Source organism: Collinsella sp. WCA1-178-WT-3 (M1) (assembly GCF_009696325.1).
Taxonomy (GTDB): Bacteria; Actinomycetota; Coriobacteriia; order Coriobacteriales; family Coriobacteriaceae; genus Collinsella.
In genome coordinates this window covers 55114-78867 of the sequence record NZ_VUME01000004.1, presented here as the reverse complement: position 1 = coordinate 78867, position 23754 = coordinate 55114, and the positions used below count along the sequence as shown (strand labels likewise).

General features: G+C 60.4%; 19 protein-coding genes and 2 tRNA genes. 5 read left to right on the top strand and 16 right to left on the bottom strand.

Annotation, left to right across the window (positions count from 1 at the left end; all coding sequences use genetic code 11):
* Positions 1–55 precede the first annotated feature (55 nt).
* Positions 56–1726, bottom strand: a complete 1671-nt coding sequence (gene purF / locus FYJ40_RS03940; RefSeq protein WP_154516721.1) for an amidophosphoribosyltransferase — start codon at positions 1724–1726, stop codon at positions 56–58.
* Between the two features lie 297 nt (positions 1727–2023).
* Between purF and FYJ40_RS03935 the strand changes: the two genes are divergently transcribed.
* Positions 2024–3253, top strand: coding sequence for a putative ABC transporter permease (locus FYJ40_RS03935; protein ID WP_154516723.1), 1230 nt, complete (start codon positions 2024–2026; stop codon positions 3251–3253).
* 106 nt (positions 3254–3359) lie between these two features.
* On the opposite strand, the gene FYJ40_RS03930 is transcribed toward FYJ40_RS03935, so the two are convergent.
* The 15 genes from FYJ40_RS03930 to rpsF all read right to left on the bottom strand — a co-directional run bounded on the left by FYJ40_RS03930 (position 3360) and on the right by rpsF (position 20697).
* Positions 3360–3776: a molybdenum cofactor biosynthesis protein MoaE gene (locus tag FYJ40_RS03930; RefSeq protein ID WP_154516726.1), complete on the bottom strand. Its 417-nt coding sequence runs from the start codon at positions 3774–3776 to the stop codon at positions 3360–3362.
* A gap of 143 nt (positions 3777–3919) precedes the next feature.
* A complete protein-coding gene (locus FYJ40_RS03925) occupies positions 3920–4918 on the bottom strand; it encodes a class B sortase (protein ID WP_154516729.1) in 999 nt (332 codons plus the stop codon).
* Positions 4919–4953: 35 nt separating this feature from the next.
* Positions 4954–5418: a 5-(carboxyamino)imidazole ribonucleotide mutase gene (purE, locus tag FYJ40_RS03920; protein WP_154516732.1), complete on the bottom strand. Its 465-nt coding sequence runs from the start codon at positions 5416–5418 to the stop codon at positions 4954–4956.
* Between the two features lie 443 nt (positions 5419–5861).
* A complete protein-coding gene (gene carB / locus FYJ40_RS03915; protein WP_154516735.1) occupies positions 5862–9176 on the bottom strand; it encodes a carbamoyl-phosphate synthase large subunit in 3315 nt (1104 codons plus the stop codon).
* A gap of 1 nt (position 9177) precedes the next feature.
* A complete protein-coding gene (gene carA / locus FYJ40_RS03910) occupies positions 9178–10623 on the bottom strand; it encodes a glutamine-hydrolyzing carbamoyl-phosphate synthase small subunit (RefSeq protein ID WP_154516738.1) in 1446 nt (481 codons plus the stop codon).
* Between the two features lie 411 nt (positions 10624–11034).
* Positions 11035–12000 (bottom strand): hypothetical protein, encoded by a 966-nt coding sequence (locus tag FYJ40_RS03905; RefSeq protein WP_154516741.1) that lies wholly within the window; start codon positions 11998–12000, stop codon positions 11035–11037.
* 19 nt (positions 12001–12019) lie between these two features.
* Complete coding sequence (locus FYJ40_RS03900) at positions 12020–13789, bottom strand: ABC transporter ATP-binding protein (RefSeq protein ID WP_154516744.1); 1770 nt, start codon at positions 13787–13789, stop codon at positions 12020–12022.
* An 82-nt stretch (positions 13790–13871) separates the two neighbouring features.
* Positions 13872–14567 (bottom strand): NUDIX domain-containing protein, encoded by a 696-nt coding sequence (locus FYJ40_RS03895; protein WP_195838565.1) that lies wholly within the window; start codon positions 14565–14567, stop codon positions 13872–13874.
* A gap of 21 nt (positions 14568–14588) precedes the next feature.
* On the bottom strand, positions 14589–15893 hold the full coding sequence (gene purD, locus FYJ40_RS03890) for a phosphoribosylamine--glycine ligase (protein ID WP_154516747.1): 1305 nt from the start codon (positions 15891–15893) through the stop codon (positions 14589–14591).
* 120 nt (positions 15894–16013) lie between these two features.
* The gene (locus tag FYJ40_RS03885; RefSeq protein WP_154516751.1) at positions 16014–17300 is read right to left on the bottom strand and encodes an adenylosuccinate synthase; all 1287 of its coding nucleotides are present in this window, start codon (positions 17298–17300) and stop codon (positions 16014–16016) included.
* A gap of 92 nt (positions 17301–17392) precedes the next feature.
* On the bottom strand, positions 17393–18790 hold the full coding sequence (gene dnaB, locus FYJ40_RS03880; RefSeq protein ID WP_154516876.1) for a replicative DNA helicase: 1398 nt from the start codon (positions 18788–18790) through the stop codon (positions 17393–17395).
* A 218-nt stretch (positions 18791–19008) separates the two neighbouring features.
* Entirely contained in the window at positions 19009–19548 is a 540-nt protein-coding gene (gene rplI / locus FYJ40_RS03875; RefSeq protein WP_154516756.1) for a 50S ribosomal protein L9, read from the bottom strand.
* A 15-nt stretch (positions 19549–19563) separates the two neighbouring features.
* Positions 19564–19830, bottom strand: a complete 267-nt coding sequence (gene rpsR / locus FYJ40_RS03870) for a 30S ribosomal protein S18 (protein WP_006235829.1) — start codon at positions 19828–19830, stop codon at positions 19564–19566.
* Positions 19831–19902: 72 nt separating this feature from the next.
* Positions 19903–20355: a single-stranded DNA-binding protein gene (locus FYJ40_RS03865; RefSeq protein WP_154516758.1), complete on the bottom strand. Its 453-nt coding sequence runs from the start codon at positions 20353–20355 to the stop codon at positions 19903–19905.
* Between the two features lie 48 nt (positions 20356–20403).
* On the bottom strand, positions 20404–20697 hold the full coding sequence (rpsF, locus tag FYJ40_RS03860) for a 30S ribosomal protein S6 (protein WP_006235831.1): 294 nt from the start codon (positions 20695–20697) through the stop codon (positions 20404–20406).
* A 493-nt stretch (positions 20698–21190) separates the two neighbouring features.
* Between rpsF and FYJ40_RS03855 the strand changes: the two genes are divergently transcribed.
* The 4 genes from FYJ40_RS03855 (at position 21191) to FYJ40_RS03840 (ending at position 23740) form a co-directional block, all read left to right on the top strand.
* Positions 21191–21281: transfer RNA gene (locus FYJ40_RS03855), tRNA-Ser, on the top strand.
* Positions 21282–21329: 48 nt separating this feature from the next.
* A tRNA-Ser gene (locus FYJ40_RS03850) sits at positions 21330–21420 on the top strand.
* Between the two features lie 300 nt (positions 21421–21720).
* Positions 21721–22410, top strand: a complete 690-nt coding sequence (locus tag FYJ40_RS03845; protein WP_229770653.1) for a trimeric intracellular cation channel family protein — start codon at positions 21721–21723, stop codon at positions 22408–22410.
* Positions 22411–22594: 184 nt separating this feature from the next.
* Positions 22595–23740 carry a polymer-forming cytoskeletal protein gene (locus tag FYJ40_RS03840; protein ID WP_154516761.1) on the top strand — a complete coding sequence of 382 codons (1146 nt, stop codon included), beginning with the start codon at positions 22595–22597 and terminating at the stop codon, positions 23738–23740.
* The last annotated feature ends 14 nt before the right edge of the window (positions 23741–23754 follow it).

The following is a 23754-nucleotide window of genomic DNA, read 5'->3' as shown; positions in this document are numbered from 1 at the left end:
CAACAAAACAGCAGGTAAAACCTACCAAAATAAACCTGTCCCTAAATGGCAGGTTCTAGGCCTCGCCGTGTTTCTCTTCCCAGCTGCGGTCATCGTATTTCTCGACCACGGCGTCGTCGCCAAAGTACAGCGGCTTATCCAGGTTGCGGGGCTTAAAGCCCTCCATAAACTTGTCGCGGCCAAAGCTCTCGGGAATCGCCACGGGATAACGGCCGGTAAAGCACGCATCGCAGTAGCCGCCCTTGGGCATGACCTTCAGCAGGCCCTCGACCGAAAGGAAGGCCAGCGAATCGGCGCCAATGTACTCGCAGATCTCATCGACCGTCTTGTTAGCGCTGATGAGCTGCGACTGCACGTCGGTATCGATGCCGTAGAAGCACGGCCAGATGACCTCGGGCGAGTTGATGCGGATGTGAATCTCCTTGGCGCCGGCGTTGCGCAGCATCTTGACGAGCTGCACCATGGTGGTGCCGCGAACGATGGAGTCGTCGATGACGACCAGGCGCTTGCCCTCGATATTGTCGCGCAGTGGATTGAGCTTCATGCGCACGCCCATGGCACGCAGCTCCTGCGTGGGCTCGATAAACGTACGGCCCACATAGCGATTCTTGATGAGGCCCTCGCCAAAGGGAATGCCGCTCTCGCGCGAATAACCCTCCGCAGGCGGCAGACCGGAGTCGGGCACGCCGATGACCAGGTCGGCATCGACGGGCTCCTCGTGTGCCAGCTGACGACCCATGTCGTAACGGCAGGCGTAGACACTCTTGCCATTCATGATGGAGTCGGGGCGGGCAAAGTAGACCTGCTCAAAGATGCAGTTAGCGGGCTCTTCGGCAGCGGGCACACCCTGCTCGGATACCAGGCCCTCGGCACTGATGCGCAAGATCTCGCCGGGACGGACATCACGGACATACTCGGCGCCCACGATATCGAGTGCACATGTCTCGGAGGCAACGACCCAGCCGCCAGCGCGCGTGACATGAGCGGCAGCGTCGACCCTCGCGGCGTCGTCTTGCGACGGTAGCTGCGAAACGGATGCGGCGTCGGCCTGGTCCAGGCCCTCGTCCACGAGCTTGCCCAGCACCAGCGGACGAATGCCATGCGGGTCGCGGAAAGCGTAGAGCGCCTGCTCGTTGATGAGCGTCATGGCGTAGCCGCCGCGCACGAGCTCCATGGTCTTGCGAATGCCCTCGCGCAGGTGGCCCGTACGCTGGGTAAAGTAGCCAATGAGCTTGGTCGCGACCTCGGAATCCGAATTGGAGAGGAACGGCACGCCGAGCTCGATCAGCTGGCGGCGCAGCTCGTCAGTGTTAACCAGGGTGCCGTTGTGCGCGAGCGCGATGATGACGCTGTTGATGGTGGAAAGATGCGGCTGCGAGGCTTCCCAGCTCTTGGCGCCGGCGGTGCCATAGCGCACGTGGCCCACAGCCAACTGGCCGGAGAGCGTCGACAGGTCGGCGTTGGAGAACACGCGATCGAGCAGTCCCAGGTCTTTGCGAACCATAACCGTGCCGCCATCGCCCACGGCGATTCCCGCCGATTCCTGGCCGCGATGCTGCAGCGCACGCAGACCAAAGTACGTCAGTCGAGCCACGTCGCGATCGGGTGCCCACACACCAAAGATGCCGCATTCCTCATGCAGCTGGTCGGAGTCCGGATCATACGTCGACATGGTCGTCACCCGTCCCGTAGCACGCTCGGCCGCGCGGATGGTTTCTTGAGACATGGCATCCCCTCAGAGCCTCGTTATTTGGCGTTACCTGACCTATTATACGCACGGCAAGACAAGCACTCCCGCGCATGAACAGCGGTTTTTAAAAGCCCACCGAGCTTATAATCCGTTTTGCGGCCAAACATTTTATCGGGCAACCCGCCCTCGGGGCCAACGGTCCCGTATGTTTCCGTCGCGACGCGTTTCGCCCACCGTTAGGGCTTACATTGCTGCAATTGGGCCATTCGTCCTGTCTTTTAGCAGGTCGGCGGCGTATCCTTGTAACCTACAACAAAACGAGAAAGGTTCCGTATGGATCGAAACGAACTCGACCCCAGCGTCCCCAGCGCCACGGAGGTCAAGAAGATTCCCCTCATCATTAAGGTGTACGCCGTCCTGTGCATCCTGTCCGGCGTAGGCACGCTCCCTTCGGTCGGCGCCTTTATGTGGCAGGTCATCACCGCGCTCATCAACGGCAACGCCGCCGCCAAGCTCGGCGACAACACGCTCGTCGCGGTCGGCCTTATCGTCGCCGGCATCATGCTCTCGGCGGCGAGCGCGGTCATCTTGATCATCTTTGGCCTGGACCTCATCAAGAACCAGCGCCGCAACGCCGCGCGCCTGTCCTATATCCTTATCGCACTTACCGTCGTTGAGCTTTTGGTCGACGTGATGCTCCAGGGTATCGGGCCGTTCTTGCTGCGCCCCGCCATCCAGCTCGGCATCCTCGTCGCGCTTTCGGCCACTGTTGACCCAACGCTTCGTCAGGAGCGCGAACTGCAGCGCCGCCTGCAGGAGATGCTCGATCGCGACGCCGCCGCCGAGGGCATGCTCGGCCGCGATGAGACCGGCGAGGGCTACATTAAGCTCAACTACTTCAACCTGTTTTGGGTATTCTTTGTCTGCTGCGTGCTCGGCCTGATCCTGGAGGACATCTGGCACATGACGGTCGACGATCCAGGCGTCTACCAGAACCGCGCCGGCATGCTATTTGGCCCCTTCAGCCCCATCTACGGATTTGGCGCCGTACTTATGACCATGGTGCTCAACCGCTTCTACAAAAAGAACCCCATCATTATCTTTTTGGTGAGCGCCCTGCTTGGCGCAAGCTTTGAGGTCTTTGTGGGCTGGTTTATGCAGACCTCGTTCGGTGTGGTCTCGTGGAGCTACTCGCATATGAAGCTCTTTGGCATGCCCGATCCGCTCGCCGTGCTTACGGGCGGTCGCACTTGCACGGGCTTCGCCTGCCTGTGGGGTCTGGGCGGACTCATCTGGATCAAGCTGCTGCTGCCCAGATTGCTCAAGCTCATTAACATGATTCCCTGGAAGAGTCGCTACTCAGCCACCGTCATCTTTACCATCATCATGCTGGTCGACGGCGTCATGACGCTGCAATCGCTCGACTACTGGTACCAGCGTGTCAACGGCACGGCCAGCGATATTCCCGTTGCGCAGTTCTACGGAAAGTTCTTCGATAACGAGTATATGGAAAATCGCTTCCAGAGCATGACCATGAGCCCCAAGGACGCCACGCGCGTGTAGCGAGCGCCGGCACAAAACAGCCCCAACACACCAAAGCCCGCTGGCAGATCTACATGAACTGCCAGCGGGCTTTTGCTATAGATGTACACGGGTTGCCGGCTAGGCGTTACGCTTCGCGCTCGACCTCGCTCACGCACTCGTTCTTGATAGTGCCGACGAGCGCCTGCAGGGCATCGACCACATGCGGGCGAATGTCTCCGCCAATGAGCACGAGCATGATATCGTCGCCCACGGCAAGCTCGCCGCTCGCCAGCCATACGCGCACATAGCCGATGCCGGGCATCGCGCGCGTCGCCTCGATGGCAGCCTGCACCTTGCTGGCGTCGTAGCCAAACACCACGCCGCCCACCTTGTGGCCCGGCGCCACGCCATCGGTCTCGACACCGCGCGCCTCGGACTTGGGTGTCGCACGCACCACGCCATTGTGCGTCAGGTACATGCCACACGCCGGCGCCGAAGCGTCGGCCTTGGCTTCACGCAGCCACGCATCGACCGAAGGCATCAATTTGCCACTTTCAAGCATCGCTTCCCCTTTTTTCCGTCGTCGAGTAGCTAATTTGGGACGGGGCTCTTTTAGCTACCCCGGGTATGCAGAATGATTTTACTGGGTTAGGTGACTGGGGTAGCTAAAAGAGCCCCGTCCCAAATTAGCTACTCTCGAACCACTTATTCCTCGACCGGCGTGAGTACCATGACTGCGCGCGTATTGCTAAATGACAGTGAGCGGCAGGTCACAAGTGTTACGACCTTGGTTGCCGAGGCAGCACGGTCGGTGGCATCGCTCGCCACGGCAGAGGCACCGTCGAGCATCTCGGACAGATAGTTCTTCAGTCCGTCGTCGCCCTCAAAGTTGGTCGCGCGCGCCTTGGCATACGTATCCTCAACCACCTTGGTCGCCAGCGGTCTCAGCTTATACGTGCCATCGCGCGTGATGTAGTACACGTACTCGATGCTGTCGAACGTCGCCTGGTCGGTGGTGTCCGAGATCACATTAAACATCGATCCGTCGTTCATATGGTGGCCGTAGATTGTCGTCTGCTGGTCCACCATGCCCGGCGCGACATCTTCGAAGTCCAAGAAAATCGCACCCGATGCATTGGACGTACCGTCAAACAGCGTGTTGAGGTATTTAGAGTTGTCCTTGGCCTGCACCACGGGATAGTTGATGTTGGTATCCGGCACATAAATCCATCCCACGATCTCGGGATTTGCCTTAGCAAGAGCGTCAAAATCGACAATCGGCACGCCGCTCGCATCCTTATCGCTCACGTACTGCTTCTCGATCTTTTGGTACGAATCGCTCGCCTGCTTGTAGCCAATCTGTGCATTGATAAAGATGGCGGCGGCGGCAACGATCAGACCGACACCGATAATGATGAGCAGGATGGGAAAAACGGAACGGCGCTTTTTGCGCGGCGGTTCGGTGTAATCCGACAGCGCGGCGTGCGATGAAGACCGGGGTGGCTTCTTAGCTGCGCTATAAGACGAGGGACGATACGCCGCCGGCGTGTCCTGGCGGCGGTGCGTCGCCGGCGTCACAGGACGCGCCGCTCGCGGCTGCTGAGGAGAGGATGTCCGACCCTGCTGCGCCGCATGGGTAGCACCCGGCTTCGACGGATCGGGAATCTGAGAAGCCTTGAATCGTTTTCCCTGATAATCGGACATGGCTCTCCTTATACTGCGATGAAACGGCGGAACGCTTAGGCGTCAGCCATCTCCTGCTTCATCTTCTCGATAATTGCGCGATACTCGGGATCGCAAGCACCCAGAATCTGCGTGGCGTAGATGGCGGCGTTCTTGGCGCCGTTGATGGCAACGCATGCCACAGGCACGCCCGAAGGCATCTGCACCATCGACAGCAGCGAGTCCATGCCGCCCAGATCACTCGTCTTCATAGGCACGCCGATAACCGGCAGCGGCGTAAAGGCAGCCACGACACCGCCCAGATGCGCGGCCTTGCCGGCTGCGGCGATAATCACCTTGATGCCACGGTCGGCGGCAGTCGAAGCCCACTCGTGGACCTTCGCCGGCGTACGGTGCGCGCTGGCAATCACGAGCTCATAGGGCACACCGAGCGCCTCGAGCTCGGCGGTGCAGCCTTCCATAACGCCCAGATCGGACTTGGAACCCATGATGATCCCGACAACCGGCTTTTGATCTGCCATAAACAAAGACCTCCTGTTGAGAGCGGTGACGCGGCCAATCCGCGACCCTTAACTACAGAGAGTAGTATAGCTGCTCCCGTCCCTGCGGTCTGCGTGTGCCCCGCGGCGGTCTGGTGTTTTCATCTTCACTCCGGTTGCTTCGCAAAGTCGTTCAGATGAAAACACCAGACCGCCGCGGGGCACCCTCGACCTACCGGGGATTGCCATGACGTACGTTGGCTGAAATATTAACGTGGGCGCCGCCGTTCGAATGAACGGCGGCGCCCACACTCACTTTTTATTCAACCCTAGTCGTCGCGCAAAGCCCCTTCGACAGTACACGGTGCAGCCAAGTCACCACAGGCCGGGGCGGGAGGGGCCGAGTTTCCCCCTGAGCGACTCTGCTTGCAGCCGGAGCGAAAGGGGGAAACTCGGCCCCTCCCGCCCCGGCCGACCAGGTCACATTACACCGTGTACTGCGGCAGGTCCTGCAGGGCGATGACGTCCATGCCCATGTCGTTGGCGCTGCCGTGGCCCTGCTGGTCCTCGCGCACCGCCTCGATAGCGCTCACGTAGGTGTTGGCGGCAGACATCGCCGTCACGCAGGTCACGCCTCGGCGCACCGCCTCGGTGCGCAACAGATAGCCGTCGCCGCGCGAGCCCGGGCCGTACGGCGTATTGATGATCACCGCGATCTTGCCATCGGCGATAAGGTCACCGATGTTGGGACGTTCGCCGTCGTGCGGGCCGCTGATCTTTTCCACGACCTCGCACGTCACGTTGCCTCCACGCAGAACGCGCGCCGTACCCTCGGTAGAGCAGATGTCAAAGCCCAGATAGCGCAGGATACGGGCGACCGAAAGGATATGGCGCTTGTCGCGATCGCACACGCTAATGAACACCTTGCCGGCGCTCGGATCGGGCAGCTTGTAGTCAATCGCCAGCTGTGTCTTGGCGTATGCCTCGGGATAGCTCTTGGCGACACCCATGACCTCGCCCGTCGACTTCATCTCGGGCCCCAGGATAACGTCGGCTCCCGGGAAACGGCCCCAGGGCATAACGGCTTCCTTCATGCAGAAGCAGTCCAGCTGGCGCTCGTCGCTCGGCAGGCCCAGGCTCGCGATGGAATCGCCCGCCATGATGCGCGCCGCGCACTTGGCCAGCGGCACGCCGGTGGCCTTGGAGATAAACGGCACGGTACGGCTGGCACGCGGGTTGGCCTCGATCACGTAGACGGTCTCGCCCTTGATGGCATACTGCACATTGACCAGGCCGCGGACTCCCAGCGCCATCGCGATGCGGCGCGTGGTCTCGCGGAGCTTCGCCTGCAGACTCTCGCTAAAGCTAAACGGCGGAATGCAAGTCGCGGAGTCACCGGAGTGGATACCGGCCTCCTCGATATGCTCCAGAATACCGCCGATGTAGACCTCCTCGCCGTCGCACAGGGCATCGACATCGGACTCGATCGCGCCCTCCAGGAAGCGGTCGAGGTACACCGGGTAGTCGGGGCTAATGCGCGCAGCCTCGGCCATGTAATCGTGCAGATGCTCGGCATCGTAGGCGATCATCATGCCGCGGCCGCCCAACACATAGCTCGGACGAACCAGCAGCGGGTAGCCGATATGCGCGGCCACGGCCTCGGCCTCCTCAAACGAGGTGGCCTGACCCGCCGGCGGGTACATAATGCCCAGCTTGTCGAGCAGGGCGGCAAAGCGCTCGCGGTCCTCGGCAAAATCGATGGCATCGGGCTTAGTACCCATGATGTTCACGCCGCTCTCCTCGAGCATGCGCGCCAGCTTAAGCGGGGTCTGGCCGCCGAGCGTCACCACGACGCCGTCGGGGCGCTCAACATCGATAACGTCCATGACGTCCTCGTAGGTGAGCGGCTCAAAGTACAGACGATCGGACGTGTCGTAGTCGGTCGAGACGGTCTCGGGGTTGCAGTTGACCATGATGGTCTCGAAGCCACGGGCCGCCAGCGCATAGCTCGCGTGCACGCAGCAGTAGTCAAACTCGATACCCTGGCCGATACGGTTGGGGCCGGCACCCAGAATCATCGCCTTGGGCTTATCTGCCGGCGTGGTCTCGTCGGGGGCAACGCACTTCTTGGCGACCGGGCTCGTGCGGTAGATGTTTTCGTAGGTCTTGTAGTGATACTCCGTGGCACTCGAGAACTCAGCAGCGCAGGTGTCGACCGTCTTCATGCTGGGAACCACGCCCAGACCCTTACGGTAAGCGCGAACAAAGCGCTCGTCCGAGCCGGTCAGCGCGGCAATCTCGGCATCGCTCGTGCCATACTGCTTGAGCAGGCGCATCGCGTCGGCGTCGATGTCCTCCACGCGCAGGCCGCGAATGCTCTCCTGGACCTGCACCATATCGTTGATACGGTTGAGATACCACGGATCGATGCCGCAGATGGCGTGGATGCGCGCGACATCCCAGCCACGACGCAGGGCCTCGACCACAAAGAAGATGCGGTGCTCAGTCGGGGTGCCCACGGCCTGAGCGAGCTCGTCGTCGCTCAGCTTATCGGCACCTTCCTTGCCACCAGCGCAAATGCCCTGATGCCCGTCCTCCAGCGAGCGCATGGCCTTACCAAAGGCCTCCTCAAAGGTGCGGCCGATCGCCATGATCTCGCCCACGGCTTTCATGCGCGTGGTGAGCGTGGGGTCGGTACCCTTGAACTTCTCAAAGGCAAAGCGCGGCACCTTGACCACACAGTAGTCGATCGTGGGCTCAAAGCAGGCAGGCGTGGCTTTGGTGATGTCGTTGACGATCTCGTCGAGCGTGTAGCCCACAGCCAGGCGAGCGGCGGCCTTGGCGATGGGGAAGCCCGTGGCCTTGGAGGCCAGTGCGGACGAACGGCTCACGCGCGGGTTCATCTCGATGACGATCAGGCGACCGGTCTGCGGGTTCACGGCAAACTGCACGTTGGAGCCACCGGTCTCGACGCCGATCTTCTCCAGAATGGCGAGCGAGGCGACACGCATGCGCTGATACTCAAGGTCGGAGAGGGTCTGCGCCGGCGCCACGGTGATGGAGTCGCCGGTATGCACGCCCATGGGGTCGAGGTTCTCGATGGAGCACACGATGATGCCGTTGCCGGCGTGGTCGCGCATGACCTCCATCTCGTACTCTTTCCAACCCTCGATGGACTCCTCGACCAGTACCTCGTGGGCGGGCGAAAGCTCAAGGCCTTGGCTCACGATGGAGACGAGCTCCTCGTGGGTGTGCGCGATGCCGCCGCCGGCGCCGCCCAGGGTAAAGCTCGGGCGCAGCACGCAGGGATATCCCACGCGCTCGGCGATGGCCTCGGCGTCGGCCACGCTGTAGGCATAGCCCGAGCGCGCGACCTCCAGGCCGATCTCAGCCATGGCCTCGTTAAAGAGCTTGCGGTCCTCGCCGCGCTCGATGGCGGCAAGGTCGCAGCCGATCATCTCGACGCCGTACTGGTCGAGCGTGCCGTCCTTTGCCAGCTCGACGGCGGCGTTCAGACCGGTCTGGCCGCCCAGCGTGGGCAGCAGCGCGTCCGGGCGCTCCTTCTTGATCACGCGCTCGATAAATTCGGCGGTGATGGGCTCGACATAGGTGCGGTCGGCCAGGCCCGGGTCGGTCATGATGGTCGCCGGGTTGGAGTTGACCAGGATGACCTCAAAGCCATCCTCCTTGAGTACCTTGCAGGCCTGGGCGCCGGAGTAATCGAACTCGCAGGCCTGGCCAATGACGATGGGACCCGAGCCAATGACGAGGATACGCTTGATGTCAGTACGCTTAGGCATGTTAGTTCTCCTCGGTCTCGGTCGTGGCGGAACCATTGTCGGCAAAGTTCCAGCCCTGCAGGCGGTCCTTCGCGGTGTCGATGTCCAGGTAGTTCTCCTCGCCGTCCATGAGTCGCGTAAAGGCGGTAAAGAGATAGTGGGCATCGGTGGGGCCGGGCGAGGCCTCGGGGTGGTACTGGACCGAGAAGCACGGGGCGTCGAGCAGCTGAATGCCCTCGGCGGTGCCGTCGTTGAGGTTCACGTGCGTCAGGCGAATGCGGCCAAAGCGCTCGTTCATCACGACGGGCGCGATACCACGGCGCACCCAGACGCGCAGATCGCCGTCGGCCGCATGCTCGGTCTCGCCGCCCGAAAGTTCGGGGACAAGCTTGTCCAAGCTGGGGAACAGCAAGCCAAAGCCATGGTTTTGCGCGGTAATTTCCACGCGGCGGCTGACCAGGTTCATAACCGGCTGGTTACCGCCACGGTGACCGAATTTGAGTTTTTCCATCTGGGCGCCGCATGCCAAGCTGATCATCTGGTGACCCAGGCAAATGCCAAAGACGGGCACCTTGCCGATCAGCTGCTGCACCTGCTCGTAGGTCTCTACCACGGCATCGGGGTCGCCGGGACCGTTGGACAAAAAGACGCCATCGGGATTCATGTCGAGTACCTGACGCGCGGGTGTATCCCACGGCACGACGGTGAGGGCGCAGCCAGCACGGACCAGACCCTCCAGGATGCCACGCTTGACACCGCAGTCGTACGCGACCACGTTGTGGCGGGCGGGAGCGGGGGCCGCAAGCGCAAAGCCATGCTCGGCGGGCAGATCGCTCCCGGCGAACGGATGGGGCGCAAGGCAGCTCACGGTCTTGACCAGGTTCTCCCCCACCAGCGCGGGAGCAGAGGCCAAGCGCTCGGCAAGCTCGTCGATGTCGAGGACCTCAGTCGAGATAATGCCCATCTTGGAGCCATTGTCGCGCAGGTGGCGCACCAGGGCTCGGGTGTCGACGCCCTCGATAGCGACGATGCCGTGTGCGCGCAGGTACTCCGGCACGCTGACGGCCGAGCGCCAGTTAGAAGGCGTGGCACACATGTCGCGCACGATCATGCCGCGCATGGCGGGAGCACTCGCAGGGCGTACGTCATCGCCGGGGAAGGCGGACTGGACATCGGTCTCGTCGATGCCATAGTTGCCAATCTGCGGATAGGTCATGGTAACGATCTGGCCAGCATAGCTCGGGTCGGTCATAACCTCAAAGTAACCCTCGAGTGAGGTATTGAAGCAGACTTCGCCGGTCGCGGTGCCCTCGGCACCACATGCACGGCCATAAAAAATGGTCCCATCCTCAAGGTACAGGATGCAGGGACCGCAAGCACCCTTGCTGGTTTTGGCCAGCATGCGCTGGCACAGTTCGCTGGGCGCGATGGTGCGGGCGGCAGCGCCCGCAATATGGTTGTTCGCCATAGTTCTCCTTCCCGGTCTCTCGGGACCGGCTTAAAGGTGTGTAGTTAGGCCTCGCGGTATTCTAACCGCAAGTATGCCGTATGGCGTTAATTACATAGAATTGTTTACAAAATGATAATTATGACTTCTTATGCATAATGATTTTTCTGGGACGGGGATTAAAAAATCATTCTGAAAGCAGAGCTTTGTCGCTGAGTAGTCAATTTGGGACGGGGCTATTTTAGCTGCCCCGTCCGTCAATCAACCTAACCGTCGTGCCACCAGCCGGGGTAGCTAAAATAGCCCCGTCCCAAATTGACTACTCGCCAACCGCATACATGACAGAATGATTTTTTAATCCCCGTCCCAGAAAAATCGTCCCGCGTGGGCTTGCGGCTCACGCGGGATGTCATCGTTCTATGTGGCTGCGGACTACTTTTGCTTGTCCTGCTCAAGTAATTCGGACGGGGTGCGGCCAAGCTTGCCGCCACGGAAAATCTCGCGGCCGTGCAGGCGGTGCTCCAGGTCACGTTCGGCCTTTTCCTCGTCAATCTTAGTCTGGCTCACCGCCGGGTCCTCGATGAGCGACGATACCGAGTTCACCTGTTTCTGAATACGCTCGGCAATGGTGTCATCCATGCTCACGATACGCATCTTCCAGTCGATATTGGTGGCGTTGGAAGAGCTCTTGGTCCAGACGAACGTCATGATGGCACTCTGGTGGCCCTGGGCGGGAAACATGCCAAAGAAGGAATCATGCTGAATCCTGCTGTCCTCGTCGATATAGGCGTGGACGTTATACACCACACGGTCAATCTTGTCGTTGAGCAGGGCATTGGTTGCGAGCGCCGCCGCCTGAATCTGACCGTTGGACAGCAACTCGAGTTCATTGGCAGAAGACGTGTCCAGCACCGTCACCTCAACCGTGCCCGTACCCTCGTCGGCCTCGTCGACGGTAAAATCGAGCGGGAACTGCGTAAAGCCGTTGCCCCATTCAAGTCCACCTTTGAGCGCGGTCGAGACGGTATCCACCGAAACGCTCTCGGAGAGGTTCGCGGTGTTCAGGCGTCGCATCACGCCGTAGCCGATCTGCATGCCCACAATCAGCACCAAGATGCCGATAACCACGGCCATGGCAGTTTTCGTAATGGTATGGCTCACCTGCGAACCAGAAGGATCGTCCTCGGACAGCGGGTCGATATGTTTTGCCTGGCTCGCGCGATCCTCGCTGCGCAGCCGCGCCAGTGTCGCCTTGTCACCGCGTTTGACGGCAGACTCTTTCTCGCGCATGCGCTCGGTACGCTTTTTGGCGAGTGTAGGATCCAAGACGCCGGATGCATCGATTTCGGAGAATAACTCCGTCACTTCTTCCGGAGTCAGATGGTTCTTATCAGCCATAACCTTCCTGTCATATCAATCAGTCGAGCTCGTGCGCACGCGCACCTTCGAACTGCATTCGATAGTAACGGGCATAAGTGCCGCCACGGGCGAGAAGCTCCTCGTGCGTGCCACGTTCCACAACGCGACCATGCTCAACGGTCGCAATCTCGTCGGCATGCTTAATGGTCGAGAGACGGTGAGCGATGATGATCGTGGTGCGGCCGCGCGCCAAGCGCTCGAGCGACTCCTGCACCGCCTCCTCGCTCTCGTTATCCAGAGCACTGGTCGCCTCATCCAAAATAAGGATCTTGGGATTTTTGAGAAACACGCGCGCGATGGCGACGCGCTGCTTTTGACCACCAGAAAGACGGCTGCCGCGCTCGCCCACCACGGTGTCGTAGCCCTGCGGAAGCGACTCGATAAAAGCATCGATGTTGGCGCGATGGGCCGCCTCGGCGATTTCTTCTGCCGTGGCGCCCGGCTTGCCATAGGCGATGTTCTCGCCAATCGTTCCGTCGAACAGATAGACATCTTGCTGCACCAGGCCGATGGATTGGCGCAGGCTACGCTGCGTCACGTCGCGCACATCCTGGCCGTCAATGCTAATGGAGCCGGCGGCAACGTCGTAAAAGCGCGGCAACAGCGAACAAGTCGTTGATTTGCCGCCGCCCGAGGGACCAACCAAAGCGATGGTTTGACCGGGCTTAATGGACAGATCCATATGGTCGATAACGGGACGCGTCCCGTCGCCCGCGCCCAGCTCGACATCCTCGTAGCTAAAGCACACGTCGCGATACTCAACAGCGCCGGCCGTCACCTGCAGATCCGCAGCACCCGGCTTATCCTGAATATCGGGGACAGTCGAGAGCACCTCGTCCATGCGCTTAAAGCCGGCGATGGCTTTCTGATACGTCTCGGCCGAATTGACGAGCGTCTCAAGCGGCGTGCAGAACAGCGAAATGTAGAGCGCGAAGGTTGCCATATCGACCGCCTGCAGCTGGCCTTGGGCAACGAGCCAACCGCCCAGCAGCACCACGATCACATAGAGCACGCCCGAGAGCAGACCATACGTCGCGGTGTAGACGCCCATGGCGTGATACATGTTTTCCTTGGACGAAAGGTAGCGATCGTTAGAGGCACGGAACTTAGAGCGTTCGGTCTGCTCATTGGCAAAGCTTTTGACCACACGCATGCCCGCCAGCGAATCCTGCAGCTGCGCATTGATGCCGCTGATCTTTTTGCGGTTATCGCTAAAGACCTCGCGCATGCGCATATTCTGCCAAAACATAATGACCGCGAACACCGCCGTCACCACGGCCATGGCGAGCGCGAGCACCGGCGCAATGGTAAACAGAATCACAAACGAGCCAATGATCTCGATACCGCAAATAATGATCCATTCGGGCACGTGGTGCGCCGCCTCGCAGATATCGAACAGGTCGTTGACCACGCGGCTCATCATGTCACCCGAGCTGTTGCGATCAAAGTACGCAAAGCTAAAACGCTCGTACTGATCGAACAAGTCCTCGCGCATCTTGGACTCCATGCGCGCGCCCATCACGTGGCCCCAATAGCTCACAAAGTAGCGGCAGGCGCAGCGGGTGGCATACATCAGCACCAGTCCCACCGCGATCATACCGAGCGCCTGCATAATGGCAGTCTGGCCCTGGGTAAACAGCCCGCCGCACAGATTGCGCAGGATAATGGGAAACGCCAGGTCAATGGCGGCGAGCACCAGGGCGCAAATGGTATCGGCAACAAAAAGCCCCATCTGGGGCTTGTAGTAAGACAGAAAACGCTTCAGCATGTGATCCTCAAAGAAATATCAGCAACGTAAGACCCTGGGACAAAGCAATCAGTAGTACTTGTCCCAGGGCTATCCCCACTCGTTACAGCTCAGAACCACCAAGGCGGTGCGCGATGCTGTCGCAGGCGAGCGCGCCCACGACGGTCTTGGCATCCTCGATCTTGCCGTCGAGCACGGCATCGATCAGCTCGTGCAGCGGCACCAGGTCAACGTTGACAAACTCGTCATCGTCGGGGTTGGGCGCATCGAACTCGAGCTTGGTGGCCAGGTAGATGTGAATAATCTCGTCGCAAAAACCGCAGGTCGTGACAATAGACGTTAAAAAGCGAATGCGCCCGGCCTTAAAGCCCGTCTCCTCATGCAGCTCGCGCCTGGCACAATCGAGCGGGTCCTCGCCTGGGTCGAGCTTGCCGGCGGGAATCTCAACCGTCACGCGGTCGATGGCGGTGCGGTACTGACGCACCAGTACGATCTTGCCGCTCTCGGTCAGCGCCACAACGGCTGCCGCACCCGGATGGCGAACGATATCGCGGGCGCTGCGGTGACCGTTGGGCAGCTCAACCTCAAGACGGTGGACGTCGAGGATCTTGCCCTTCCAGGCGCACTCCTCCGAAAGAATCTTCTCGTGCAGCTCGGCATCGTGCGGGTCGTCGTCGCCCAGCACCAGCGCCGGCTCGTCAGCGACCTCGCCACCAGGCTCGCCCTCGGCGTGCCCATACATGCGGCTGTCCTCTTCGACGATTTGCGCGTCCACGAGCTCTTCGTTCTTCTCGTCCATCCGTCTCATTCCTCTCGGATTTTAGGCATCCCAGGCGTCGCGGCCGCGCAGCGCGCGCAGGCCAATGTCGTGACGCAGGGTCTTGCCCTCAAAATCGATCTTTTCGCAAGCCTCGTAGGCAAGGTTGCGAGCGTTCTCGAACGTGTCGCCCAGCGCGGTCACGGCGAGCACGCGGCCGCCGTTGGTCACGAGCTGGCCGTCCACCACGGCGGTGCCGGCGTGATACACGGTCACGTTCTCCATGGCCTCGGCATCCTCGATACCGGTGATGACCTTGCCCTTCTCGTAGCTGCCGGGATAACCCGCGCTCGTCAGGACAACGGCCACCGCCCACTCGTCACGCCAATCGAGCTCAATCTGGTCGAGCTCGCAGTTAGCGCAGGCAAGCATGACCTCGACCAGGTCGTTCTTAAGGCGCGGCAGCACGACCTGCGTCTCGGGGTCGCCAAAGCGGGCGTTAAACTCCAGCACCTTGGGGCCGGCGGGGGTAAGCATAAAGCCGCCGTACAGGCAGCCACGGTAATCGATGCCCTCGGCGGCGAGCTCGGCCACGGTCTGCTCCATGACCTTCACCATGGTGGCATGCTCCTCGTCGGTCACGATGGGCACCGGGCTGTAGACGCCCATGCCGCCCGTGTTGGGACCAAGGTCGCCCTCAAGCGCGCGCTTGTGGTCCTGCGAGGTGGCCATGGGTCGCACGGTCTTGCCGTCGGTAAAGGCCAGCAGCGAGCACTCGGGGCCAACGAGCATCTCCTCGATAACCACGGTGTTGCCGGCGTCGCCAAAGGTGCCGCCAAAGCACTCGCGCACGGCCTCTTCGGCCTGCGAAAGCTCGGTTGCCACAATAACGCCCTTGCCCGCGGCAAGACCGTCGGCCTTCACGACCAGCGGAGCGCCCTGCTCTCGCACATAGGCGAGAGCCGAAGCCTCGTCGGTAAACGAGCCGTAGGCGGCCGTCGGAATGCCCGCGCGCTCCATGAGCTGCTTGGAGAACAGCTTAGAGCCCTCCATCTGAGCGCCCTCGGCACCCGGGCCAAAGCAGGGAATACCCGCCGCGCGCACGGCGTCGGCCACGCCCGCCACGAGCGGAGCCTCGGGGCCAATCACCACGAGTCCGCATCCGTGGCTCTGTGCAAACGCCGCCACGGCAGCAGGATCGCAATCGTCGAGAACCACGTTCTCGCCGCAGCTCGCGGTGCCGCCGTTGCCCGGGGCGATGTAGAGCTTGCCGGCGCGCGGTGATGCCGCGAGCTTGGCTGCCAAAGCATGCTCGCGGCCGCCGCTGCCCAACAACAGGATGTCGATGGTTTGAGTGTCCGCCTTCAAGGGTGCCTCCTCTATGGATTAACGGCCCGTCAACCATGCGGGCCCATTACAAGCAAATATACCCCTCGGCCGCCCGTCCGGGCTGCGAAGGGGTATATCGCAATAACCAAATAACGCCGATTACTTCCAGAATCGGTTGATGATCTGCTCGCGGCCGGCGCCAACACCGACAAACGTCACGCGCGTGTGCGCCAGATCCTCGACAAATGCCACGTAGTCCTGAGCCTCCTGCGGCAGCTCCTCAAAGCTGCGGCAGCCGGTGATATCGCACTTCCAGCCAGGAAGCTCCTCATAGATGGGCTTGGCATGCTCAAAGCGCACCTGGTGCTCGGGCACGCTGGTGTAGCGCTCGCCGTCGACGTCATAGGCCACGCACACCTTAATGGTGTCGAAGACCGAAAGCACGTCGAGCTTGGTCAGGGCGATGTCGGTAAGACCGTTGACGCGCGAGGCGTAGTTGGCGATGGGACCGTCAAACCAGCCGCAGCGACGACGGCGACCGGTGGTCACGCCGTACTCATGGCCCTCCTCGGTCAGCGTATGGCCGGCCTCGGACTCGTAGGAAAGCTCGGTGGGCATGGGGCCTGCACCGACGCGGGTGATGTAGGCCTTCATGACGCCCAGCACACGGTCGACGTTTTTCATGCCAACACCAGAACCGGTGATCGCGCCGCCGGCGGTGCAGTTAGAAGACGTGACAAACGGATAGGTGCCATGGTCGATATCGAGCAATGTTGCCTGGGCGCCCTCAAAGAGCAGGGTCTTGCCCTCATCGATCATGTTGTTGAGCAGCAGGCTCGTCTCGGTGATGTACGGGCGCAGGCGCTCGGCCATGGGCAGGTACTCTTCACAGATCTGGTCCACGGTGTAGGTGGGCAGGCCGTAAAGCAGCTCGAGCTCGGGATTCACGCGGGCAAGAGCGGTTTCCAACTTGTCGCGGAAGAGCTCCTCGTCCAGCATGTCCTGCATACGAAGACCAATACGGGCCATCTTGTCCTGATAGCACGGGCCAATGCCGCGCTTGGTGGTACCGATACTCTTCTTGCCGAGCTTCTGCTCAAAGGCACCGTCCAGGTCGACGTGATATGGCATGACCACGTGTGCGTTGCCGCTGATCTTGAGGTTCTTGGTGGTGATGCCATCGGCCTCGAACATGTCGATCTCCTCAAGGACAACCTTGGGGTTGACGACGCAGCCGTTGCCAATCACCGACACGTGGTCGGCGTACATGATGCCGGAAGGCACCTGGTGCAGGCCGTACTTCTTGCCGTTGACGACGATGGTGTGCCCGGCGTTGTTGCCGCCCGAATAGCGCACGACGGCATCGAAGTCGCCAGCGATCAGGTCGCAGATCTTACCCTTGCCCTCATCGCCCCACTGGGCACCGACCAAAACGGTTGACGGCATGTTTACTCCTTACATACATGGACTGTCTGCGCGCCACACGGCAGGCAGAAGCACAAAACATTCCCAGTATACCCGTGCAACGGGCGCCTGTCCTACTCCTCGGTATGCACCCCATCAAGCTCATAGAACTTGGTGGATGCCGGCAGGAACATCAGGTCGACGTCGCCGATCGGGCCCGAACGGTTCTTGGCCACGACAATACGCGTGACGCCCTCGTCGGGTCGGTCGTCGCGCGAGGCCTCAGCCTCGTCGGCGGAACGGTCCAAGAACATGACGATATCGGCGTCCTGCTCGATGGAGCCCGATTCGCGCAGGTCGGAAAGCTGCGGGCGCTTGCCGGTACGGGATTCGACCTGACGCGACAGCTGAGACAGCGCGATCAGCGGGATCTTGAGTTCCTTGGCCATAATCTTTAAGCCACGAGACATCTCGGAGACCTCGACGGTGCGGCTCTCGGAACGGCGTCCCGGCGGAGGACTCACCAGCTGCAGGTAGTCCAAGATAATGATGGCTTTCTCCTTGTTGTGGAGCATGCGGCGGCTCTTGGCGCGAATCTCGGTCACCGTGGTGCCGGGCGTATCGTCAATCAGAATATCGAGCTTGGACAAGGTCTGCGTGGCCTCGTTGATATTGGCCCACTGCTCGGGGCTAATGCGACCCATGCGAAAATCACTGATCGAAATCATGGCATAGGCGCAAATCAGGCGCTGGGCAATTTCCTTGCCCGACATCTCCAGCGAGAAAAAGCCGACGGTGTAGCCCGCAGCGGCGGCATTGAGCGCCAAGTTTAGAGCGAATGAGGTCTTACCCACGGCGGGGCGGGCGCCGATAATGATGAGCTGGCCCTCACGGAAGCCCATAAGCATGCGGTCGAGTGACGGGAAGCCCGTGGGAACGCCCACTGCCTGGCCACCGGCCTGGCAAACTTCCTCGGCCTCGTTATAGGCCTCGACCATAAACTCGGTCAGTGTCTTGTAGCTCGACTTAACCTCGCGCGCCGTAACCTTGAGCAGCTTGCTCTCGGCCAGCTCAACGACCTCTTTGGTATCGGTGGGGGCGTTATAGGCCAGCGCGTTAATCTCGTTGGTGGCGCCAATCAGCTCACGAAGCATCGAGTCGCGACGAACGATGGCGGCATGGTGCTGCCAGTTGACGAGCGACAGGGTCTGACCCATCAGCTCCAAAATGTACGCCTCGCCGCCCACGGCATCGAGCTTGTTGATGCTTCGCAGGTAATCGATCAGCGAGATGGAGTCGATGGGGATGCGACTGTTGTACATATCGACCATCGCGGTATAGATGGTCTTATGAATGGGCCGGTAGAAATCATCGGGCTGCAGCTCGACCTGGGCTTCTTCGACCACTTCGGGCGATAGCAGCATGGCGGCCAGTACGTTGGCCTCTGCATCTTGGTTTTGGGGGAGACCCAACTTGGAGCCGCGGTCCTCGACCGTCAGCCATGTCTCCCTATCGTCATATGCCATGAGCATCCTCATTCATATCGCTTGCGAGCATCCATAGTATCAGGCACAGCTTTAAATCGAGGCGCGCCTTAACAATCATCACCGAACCAAACGGATGAACGGTCCCTTATGTGGAACTGCATCTCAATGTATGACGTGACACCCACTCAGCGCAAAAAATAAAAGGGCGCCCCGGTCTCCCAGAGCGCCCTTCTTAGAACAAGATTGTTGCGTTGCAGCAAATGCTACTCAGCAGCAGCCTCGGTCTCGACCTCGGCGGTCTCGGCCTCGGCGACCTCAGCGGCCTCCTCGACCTCAGCCTCGGCAGCGAGCTCCTCGGCGGTAACGCCGACGAGAACGACAACCTCGGCCTTGATCTCGCGGTACAGCGAGATGGCAACGGTGTGGGCACCGGCAACCTTGATGGGCTTACCGAGCTCGACGCGCTTGCGGTCGATGTCCATACCGAGCTGATCCTTGATGGCGTCAGCGATCATAGCGGCGGTGACAGAGCCAAAGAGGATGCCCTCGTCGCCGACCTTGACGTCAACGGTGACCTGCTTGCCCTCGAGGGCAGCCTTGGTCTCGTTGGCGGTAGCCAGACGGACGGCCTCGCGCTTGGCGATGTTGTTGCGACGCTCGTCAAGCTGCTTGAGGTTGCCCTTGGTGGCGGCAACAGCGAGCTTCTTGGGGAACAGGAAGTTCTCAGCGTAACCCTGAGCGACCTCTACGACGTCACCCTCGCCGCCCTTGCCCTTGATCTCATCGAGAAGAATAACCTTCATGATGCGTCTCCCTTCTTAGCCGCGGTCGCGGTTGCCACGAGAGGAAACCACGGGGACGGTGTACGGCAGGAGAGCCATCTCGCGGGCACGCTTGATGGCGTTGGCGATGTCATGCTGATGCTGCGTGCAAGCGCCAGTGACGCGACGGGGCTTGATCTTGCCACGGTCGGTCATGTACTTACGGAGAAGCTGAGTGTCCTTATAGTCGATGAACTCAGTGTTCTCCTTGCAGAACTGGCAGTACTTACGACGCGGCTGACGTGCAGAAAAATCATTAGCCATGTCAAAATACCTTTCATTTGGCAACTTCGGCGAACCGAAGCCGCCTCTCACTCAAAAATAGGTGAACAACCCTTAAAACGGGATGTCCTCATCGTAGACGTCGACCGCGGGCGGCGTAGCCACCGGTGCGGCAGGACGCGCTGCGGGCGCGGGAGATGCGGGGGCGTAACCGCCCTGATCGTAGCCACCCTGGCCACCACGGGAGCTCATAAACTCGATCTCATCGACGATGACCTCAAGCTTGCTCCTGCGCTGACCGTCGCGCTCCCAAGAGCTGTAGCGCAGCTTGCCCTCGATCGCGACCTTGTTTCCCTTTGCCAGGAAACGGCTCACGGCCTCGGCGCGGGTGCCGAACATAGTGCAGTCGACAAAGTTGGGATAGTCCTCCCACTCGCCAGTCTGCGCATTGCGGCGGCGATCGTTCACGGCGACGCCAAAGGACAGAACCTGGGTTCCGCCGGCAGTGGCGCGCAGCTCGGGATCGCGGGTGAGGTTACCGGTGATGTTCACTCGATTGATGCTCATTACTCACTACTTCCTCTTGGGGCACAAGCCCAGTCCAAAACGACAGTCTTACTCCTGGTCGTCGCGACGGACGATCATGTGGCGGACCACAGCGTCGGTGATGCGCAGGACGCGATCAAGCTCGGCGATCTGGGTAGGATCTGCGTGGAAGTTGATGAGGGTGTAGTCACCATCGGTGAGGTCGTTGATCTCGTAGGCGAGCTTGCGCTTGCCCCACTCGTCAACGGAGTCGACCTTGCCAGCGCCCTCAGCGATCGTGGTATCGATACGCTTCATAACAGCGAGACGAGTCTCGGGGTCGAGCGACGGGTCAACAAAGAACAGCAGTTCATAAGCCTTCATATTGTCACCTCCTCTGGACAAATGTGGCTTCAGGTCGTGAAGGTGCGCCTGAAGCAGGAAAAGACTTGGTAATAGTATCTTTCAACCTCCCAGGCTGCAAGAATATGCAGCTACAACCTCATGACCTCCACATATGCCCATACTCGCACGGCCTTTCTTGCGTATTCCAACCAAATGCCGTCCAAGAGCTTGACGGATTTGAGGACAAGGGCGGGTACATACCGACTTTCTGCCAGATAACCGCAAGTCGCTCGCAGCATGGCTGCGGTCGCAAAATGCATACCAGCGGTACAACGCGACATTTTGAATTATTAAACTTGATTCCCGACCGTCCGTAACTACCTCATTTGAACAGTTCGCCTGGGCCGATTACGCAGGTCATCGATTGGTTTCGACACGGTTGGGCAAACGACGGAGCGATGCAATTTAAAAAATGCCAAGTTTTTGGTTTGCACTTTGCGATTCCTCGTGTATACTGACTTTCGCATTTAACGGAGAGTTGTCCGAGTGGCCGAAGGAGCACGATTGGAAATCGTGTAGGCGTCAAAAGCGTCTCCAGGGTTCAAATCCCTGACTCTCCGCCAGTTAATTCCAAAGCAGGCCTTTGTGCCTGCTTTGTTTTTACCCCACGCGGAGGGGTGGCAGAGTGGTTGAATGCGGCGGTCTCGAAAACCGTTTGGCCTGTATAAGGTCACGAGGGTTCGAATCCCTCCTCCTCCGCCATTTTGGTTGAGAAAGCTCCCAACAAAGGGAGCTTTTTTGTTTTGAGTCCCTTACAGACAAATACGGCGGCGGAGGAGGGGTTCGAACCCGCCAGGGCGTTCAACACCAACCCAGATCTCCAAACATGTACATCACCCTCCAAAGATGTCAGAGAATGTCGTTTTTGGATGCTGATGTACATGTTTGGAACCTGTGACCGTGCCCAGTTCCGACCGTTTACCGAGCAATGGGGTCACGACCTCCCACAACCATGTACTATGTACGGGCATTTTCCAATCCAACTACCCAAAGGAACCCACCTTGCCCGTCATCGCCACTGTAATCGTTACCGCACACGCCTCGGATGCCATGGTTGCCATCCCGTTTTGGCTCGAGATGTTCGCTGTCGTCGCGGCGTCGATCTCGGGTGTACTGGTTGCGCGCGAGCACAAACTCGATCTGGTGGGCGCCGTCGCGCTCGCCGTGGTCTGCGGCCTGGGCGGCGGTCTTTTGCGCGATATGACGCTCCAGGTGGGCAACGTTTACATCCTTAACCAGCCCATGGCGCTTCCGCTGTCCATCGCCACGGCGGCCATCATCTACATCTTCCCTGCCATCGTCGACAAGCCCGACAAGCTCATCCCCCTGCTCGACATCATCTCGGTAGGTATTTATGCGGCAACCGGCGCAGATAAGGCGCTCGTGTACGGATTTGCACCGGTCGTGTGCATCATGATGGGCTTTTTTACCGCGGTAGGCGGCGGCATGCTGCGCGATGGTTTTATGGGCGTGGTGCCGGGTATTTTCCAGCGCACCAACTTCTATGCCATCGCGGCTATCGCTGGATCGGCAAGCTATGTTTGCCTTGTCATGAGCGGCTTGGTCAGCAATGTCGTCGCGCTGGTCGTTTGCGTCGCAGTGACCATGGGCCTGCGCTGGCTCTCGCTGCGCTTTGACATCAAAAGCCCCACCGAGGACGATATCGCGCGTTTCCTACATCGTAAAAAATAGATAGCACGGCCCGGCCCATCGCAAGGTGACGGCCTATCTACAACCGGCCGCAGGCCCGATATCCCGCGACGCCTTACGTAGGCAATTGCCCATGCAGAATACTGCAACCGCGAGTTTCTTTTAGAGCGAAGGCGCAATGGGTACCATATTGGGCGTATGCAAATCACCAAGCAAAGGATTCACCATGCCTCACAACCAACCCGCGGCAGCGCAACATCACAACATGCGCGGACACCTCATTATGGCCTTCGCGCTTATCGCGCTGGCGTTTACCGCGCTGCCTTCCATGGCATTCGCCGGCACCGACACCGCGGGCAATGTTTTCGTGTCCGACGGGGATTCCAGTCCATCCGGCGTCGGGGGCGATCTGTACTGGGCCGGTCAAAGCCTTAGCCTGGACGACGCGTCCATCGACCGCGATATCATCGCCGCCGGCGAAAGCCTGTCGATTCGCGACTGCACCGTAGGCGGCGCCGTTCGCCTGGCGGCGCGCACCATCGATATCGCCAAGACCACCATTGATGGAAGCGTGACAGTTGCCGCTCAGCACGTCGTACTTAACTCCGGCAGTACCGCCAATTGCTTCTATGCCGCAGGTGAGACGGTTGCCCTGCGCGGCTCCGCCAAGTCGGCAGTGCTCGCGGGCAGTACGGTAACCATCGACGGCACTGTCGATGGCGATGTTGAGGTCTGGGCCGACAAGCTGGTGCTCGGCAAAAACGCCAACATTACCGGTACCGTAAACGCTCATGTCTCACAGGACCCCGAACGCGCCGACGGCGCCAAAGTGGGGGCCCTCAAGATCGACCGCACCGAGAACGAGGATACCTCCACCGTCAACGACGTCATCGGCGGCATCGTTGCCGCAGCTCTTTCCACCTGCTTTGTCGCGATTCTCCTTGAGCTCGTCTTTCCGCGTGCAACAGCCAGCGCGGCCGGCATGCTTCACCAGCACCCCGCCCCGCTGTGGGTGAGCGGTCTTTTGGGCACGGTAGCCGCCGTTCCCGCCATCTTGCTGCTCATCATCTCTATTGCCGGCCTGTCGCTCGCCGGAGCCCTGATGTGCGGCGTCATCGGCATCGCCCTGGTCTCGGCGGCCTTTGCGGGCACCGCGGTCGCACGCATGGTCGGACACAGCCAGAACCGCTACGCCATGGCCGCCGTGGGCGGCGCCATCGCCGGCGCCCTTACGGCACTTCCCCTTATGGGCAACTTTATCAGCGGCGTAGCCTTCGTCTTTATGCTGGGCTATCTCATTCAGATCATCTGGCGCAACGCCCACGTCAAGCCGCAACAAGCCCCCAACACCCCGGGCCTTCCCTCCGCCTAACCGCCAACCACCGC

Bases quoted from the DNA above. Each gene is read 5' to 3' on its own strand.
- purF (WP_154516721.1), bottom strand. From the start codon at position 1,726: ATGTCTCAAGAAACCATCCGCGCGGCCGAGCGTGCTACGGGACGGGTG.
- FYJ40_RS03935 (WP_154516723.1), top strand. From the start codon at position 2,024: ATGGATCGAAACGAACTCGACCCCAGCGTCCCCAGCGCCACGGAGGTC.
- FYJ40_RS03930 (WP_154516726.1), bottom strand. From the start codon at position 3,776: ATGCTTGAAAGTGGCAAATTGATGCCTTCGGTCGATGCGTGGCTGCGT.
- FYJ40_RS03925 (WP_154516729.1), bottom strand. From the start codon at position 4,918: ATGTCCGATTATCAGGGAAAACGATTCAAGGCTTCTCAGATTCCCGAT.
- purE (WP_154516732.1), bottom strand. From the start codon at position 5,418: ATGGCAGATCAAAAGCCGGTTGTCGGGATCATCATGGGTTCCAAGTCC.
- carB (WP_154516735.1), bottom strand. From the start codon at position 9,176: ATGCCTAAGCGTACTGACATCAAGCGTATCCTCGTCATTGGCTCGGGT.
- carA (WP_154516738.1), bottom strand. From the start codon at position 10,623: ATGGCGAACAACCATATTGCGGGCGCTGCCGCCCGCACCATCGCGCCC.
- FYJ40_RS03905 (WP_154516741.1), bottom strand. From the start codon at position 12,000: ATGGCTGATAAGAACCATCTGACTCCGGAAGAAGTGACGGAGTTATTC.
- FYJ40_RS03900 (WP_154516744.1), bottom strand. From the start codon at position 13,789: ATGCTGAAGCGTTTTCTGTCTTACTACAAGCCCCAGATGGGGCTTTTT.
- FYJ40_RS03895 (WP_195838565.1), bottom strand. From the start codon at position 14,567: ATGGACGAGAAGAACGAAGAGCTCGTGGACGCGCAAATCGTCGAAGAG.
- FYJ40_RS03885 (WP_154516751.1), bottom strand. From the start codon at position 17,300: ATGCCGTCAACCGTTTTGGTCGGTGCCCAGTGGGGCGATGAGGGCAAG.
- dnaB (WP_154516876.1), bottom strand. From the start codon at position 18,790: ATGCTCATGGCATATGACGATAGGGAGACATGGCTGACGGTCGAGGAC.
- rplI (WP_154516756.1), bottom strand. From the start codon at position 19,548: ATGAAGGTTATTCTTCTCGATGAGATCAAGGGCAAGGGCGGCGAGGGT.
- rpsR (WP_006235829.1), bottom strand. From the start codon at position 19,830: ATGGCTAATGATTTTTCTGCACGTCAGCCGCGTCGTAAGTACTGCCAG.
- FYJ40_RS03865 (WP_154516758.1), bottom strand. From the start codon at position 20,355: ATGAGCATCAATCGAGTGAACATCACCGGTAACCTCACCCGCGATCCC.
- rpsF (WP_006235831.1), bottom strand. From the start codon at position 20,697: ATGAAGGCTTATGAACTGCTGTTCTTTGTTGACCCGTCGCTCGACCCC.
- FYJ40_RS03840 (WP_154516761.1), top strand. From the start codon at position 22,595: ATGCCTCACAACCAACCCGCGGCAGCGCAACATCACAACATGCGCGGA.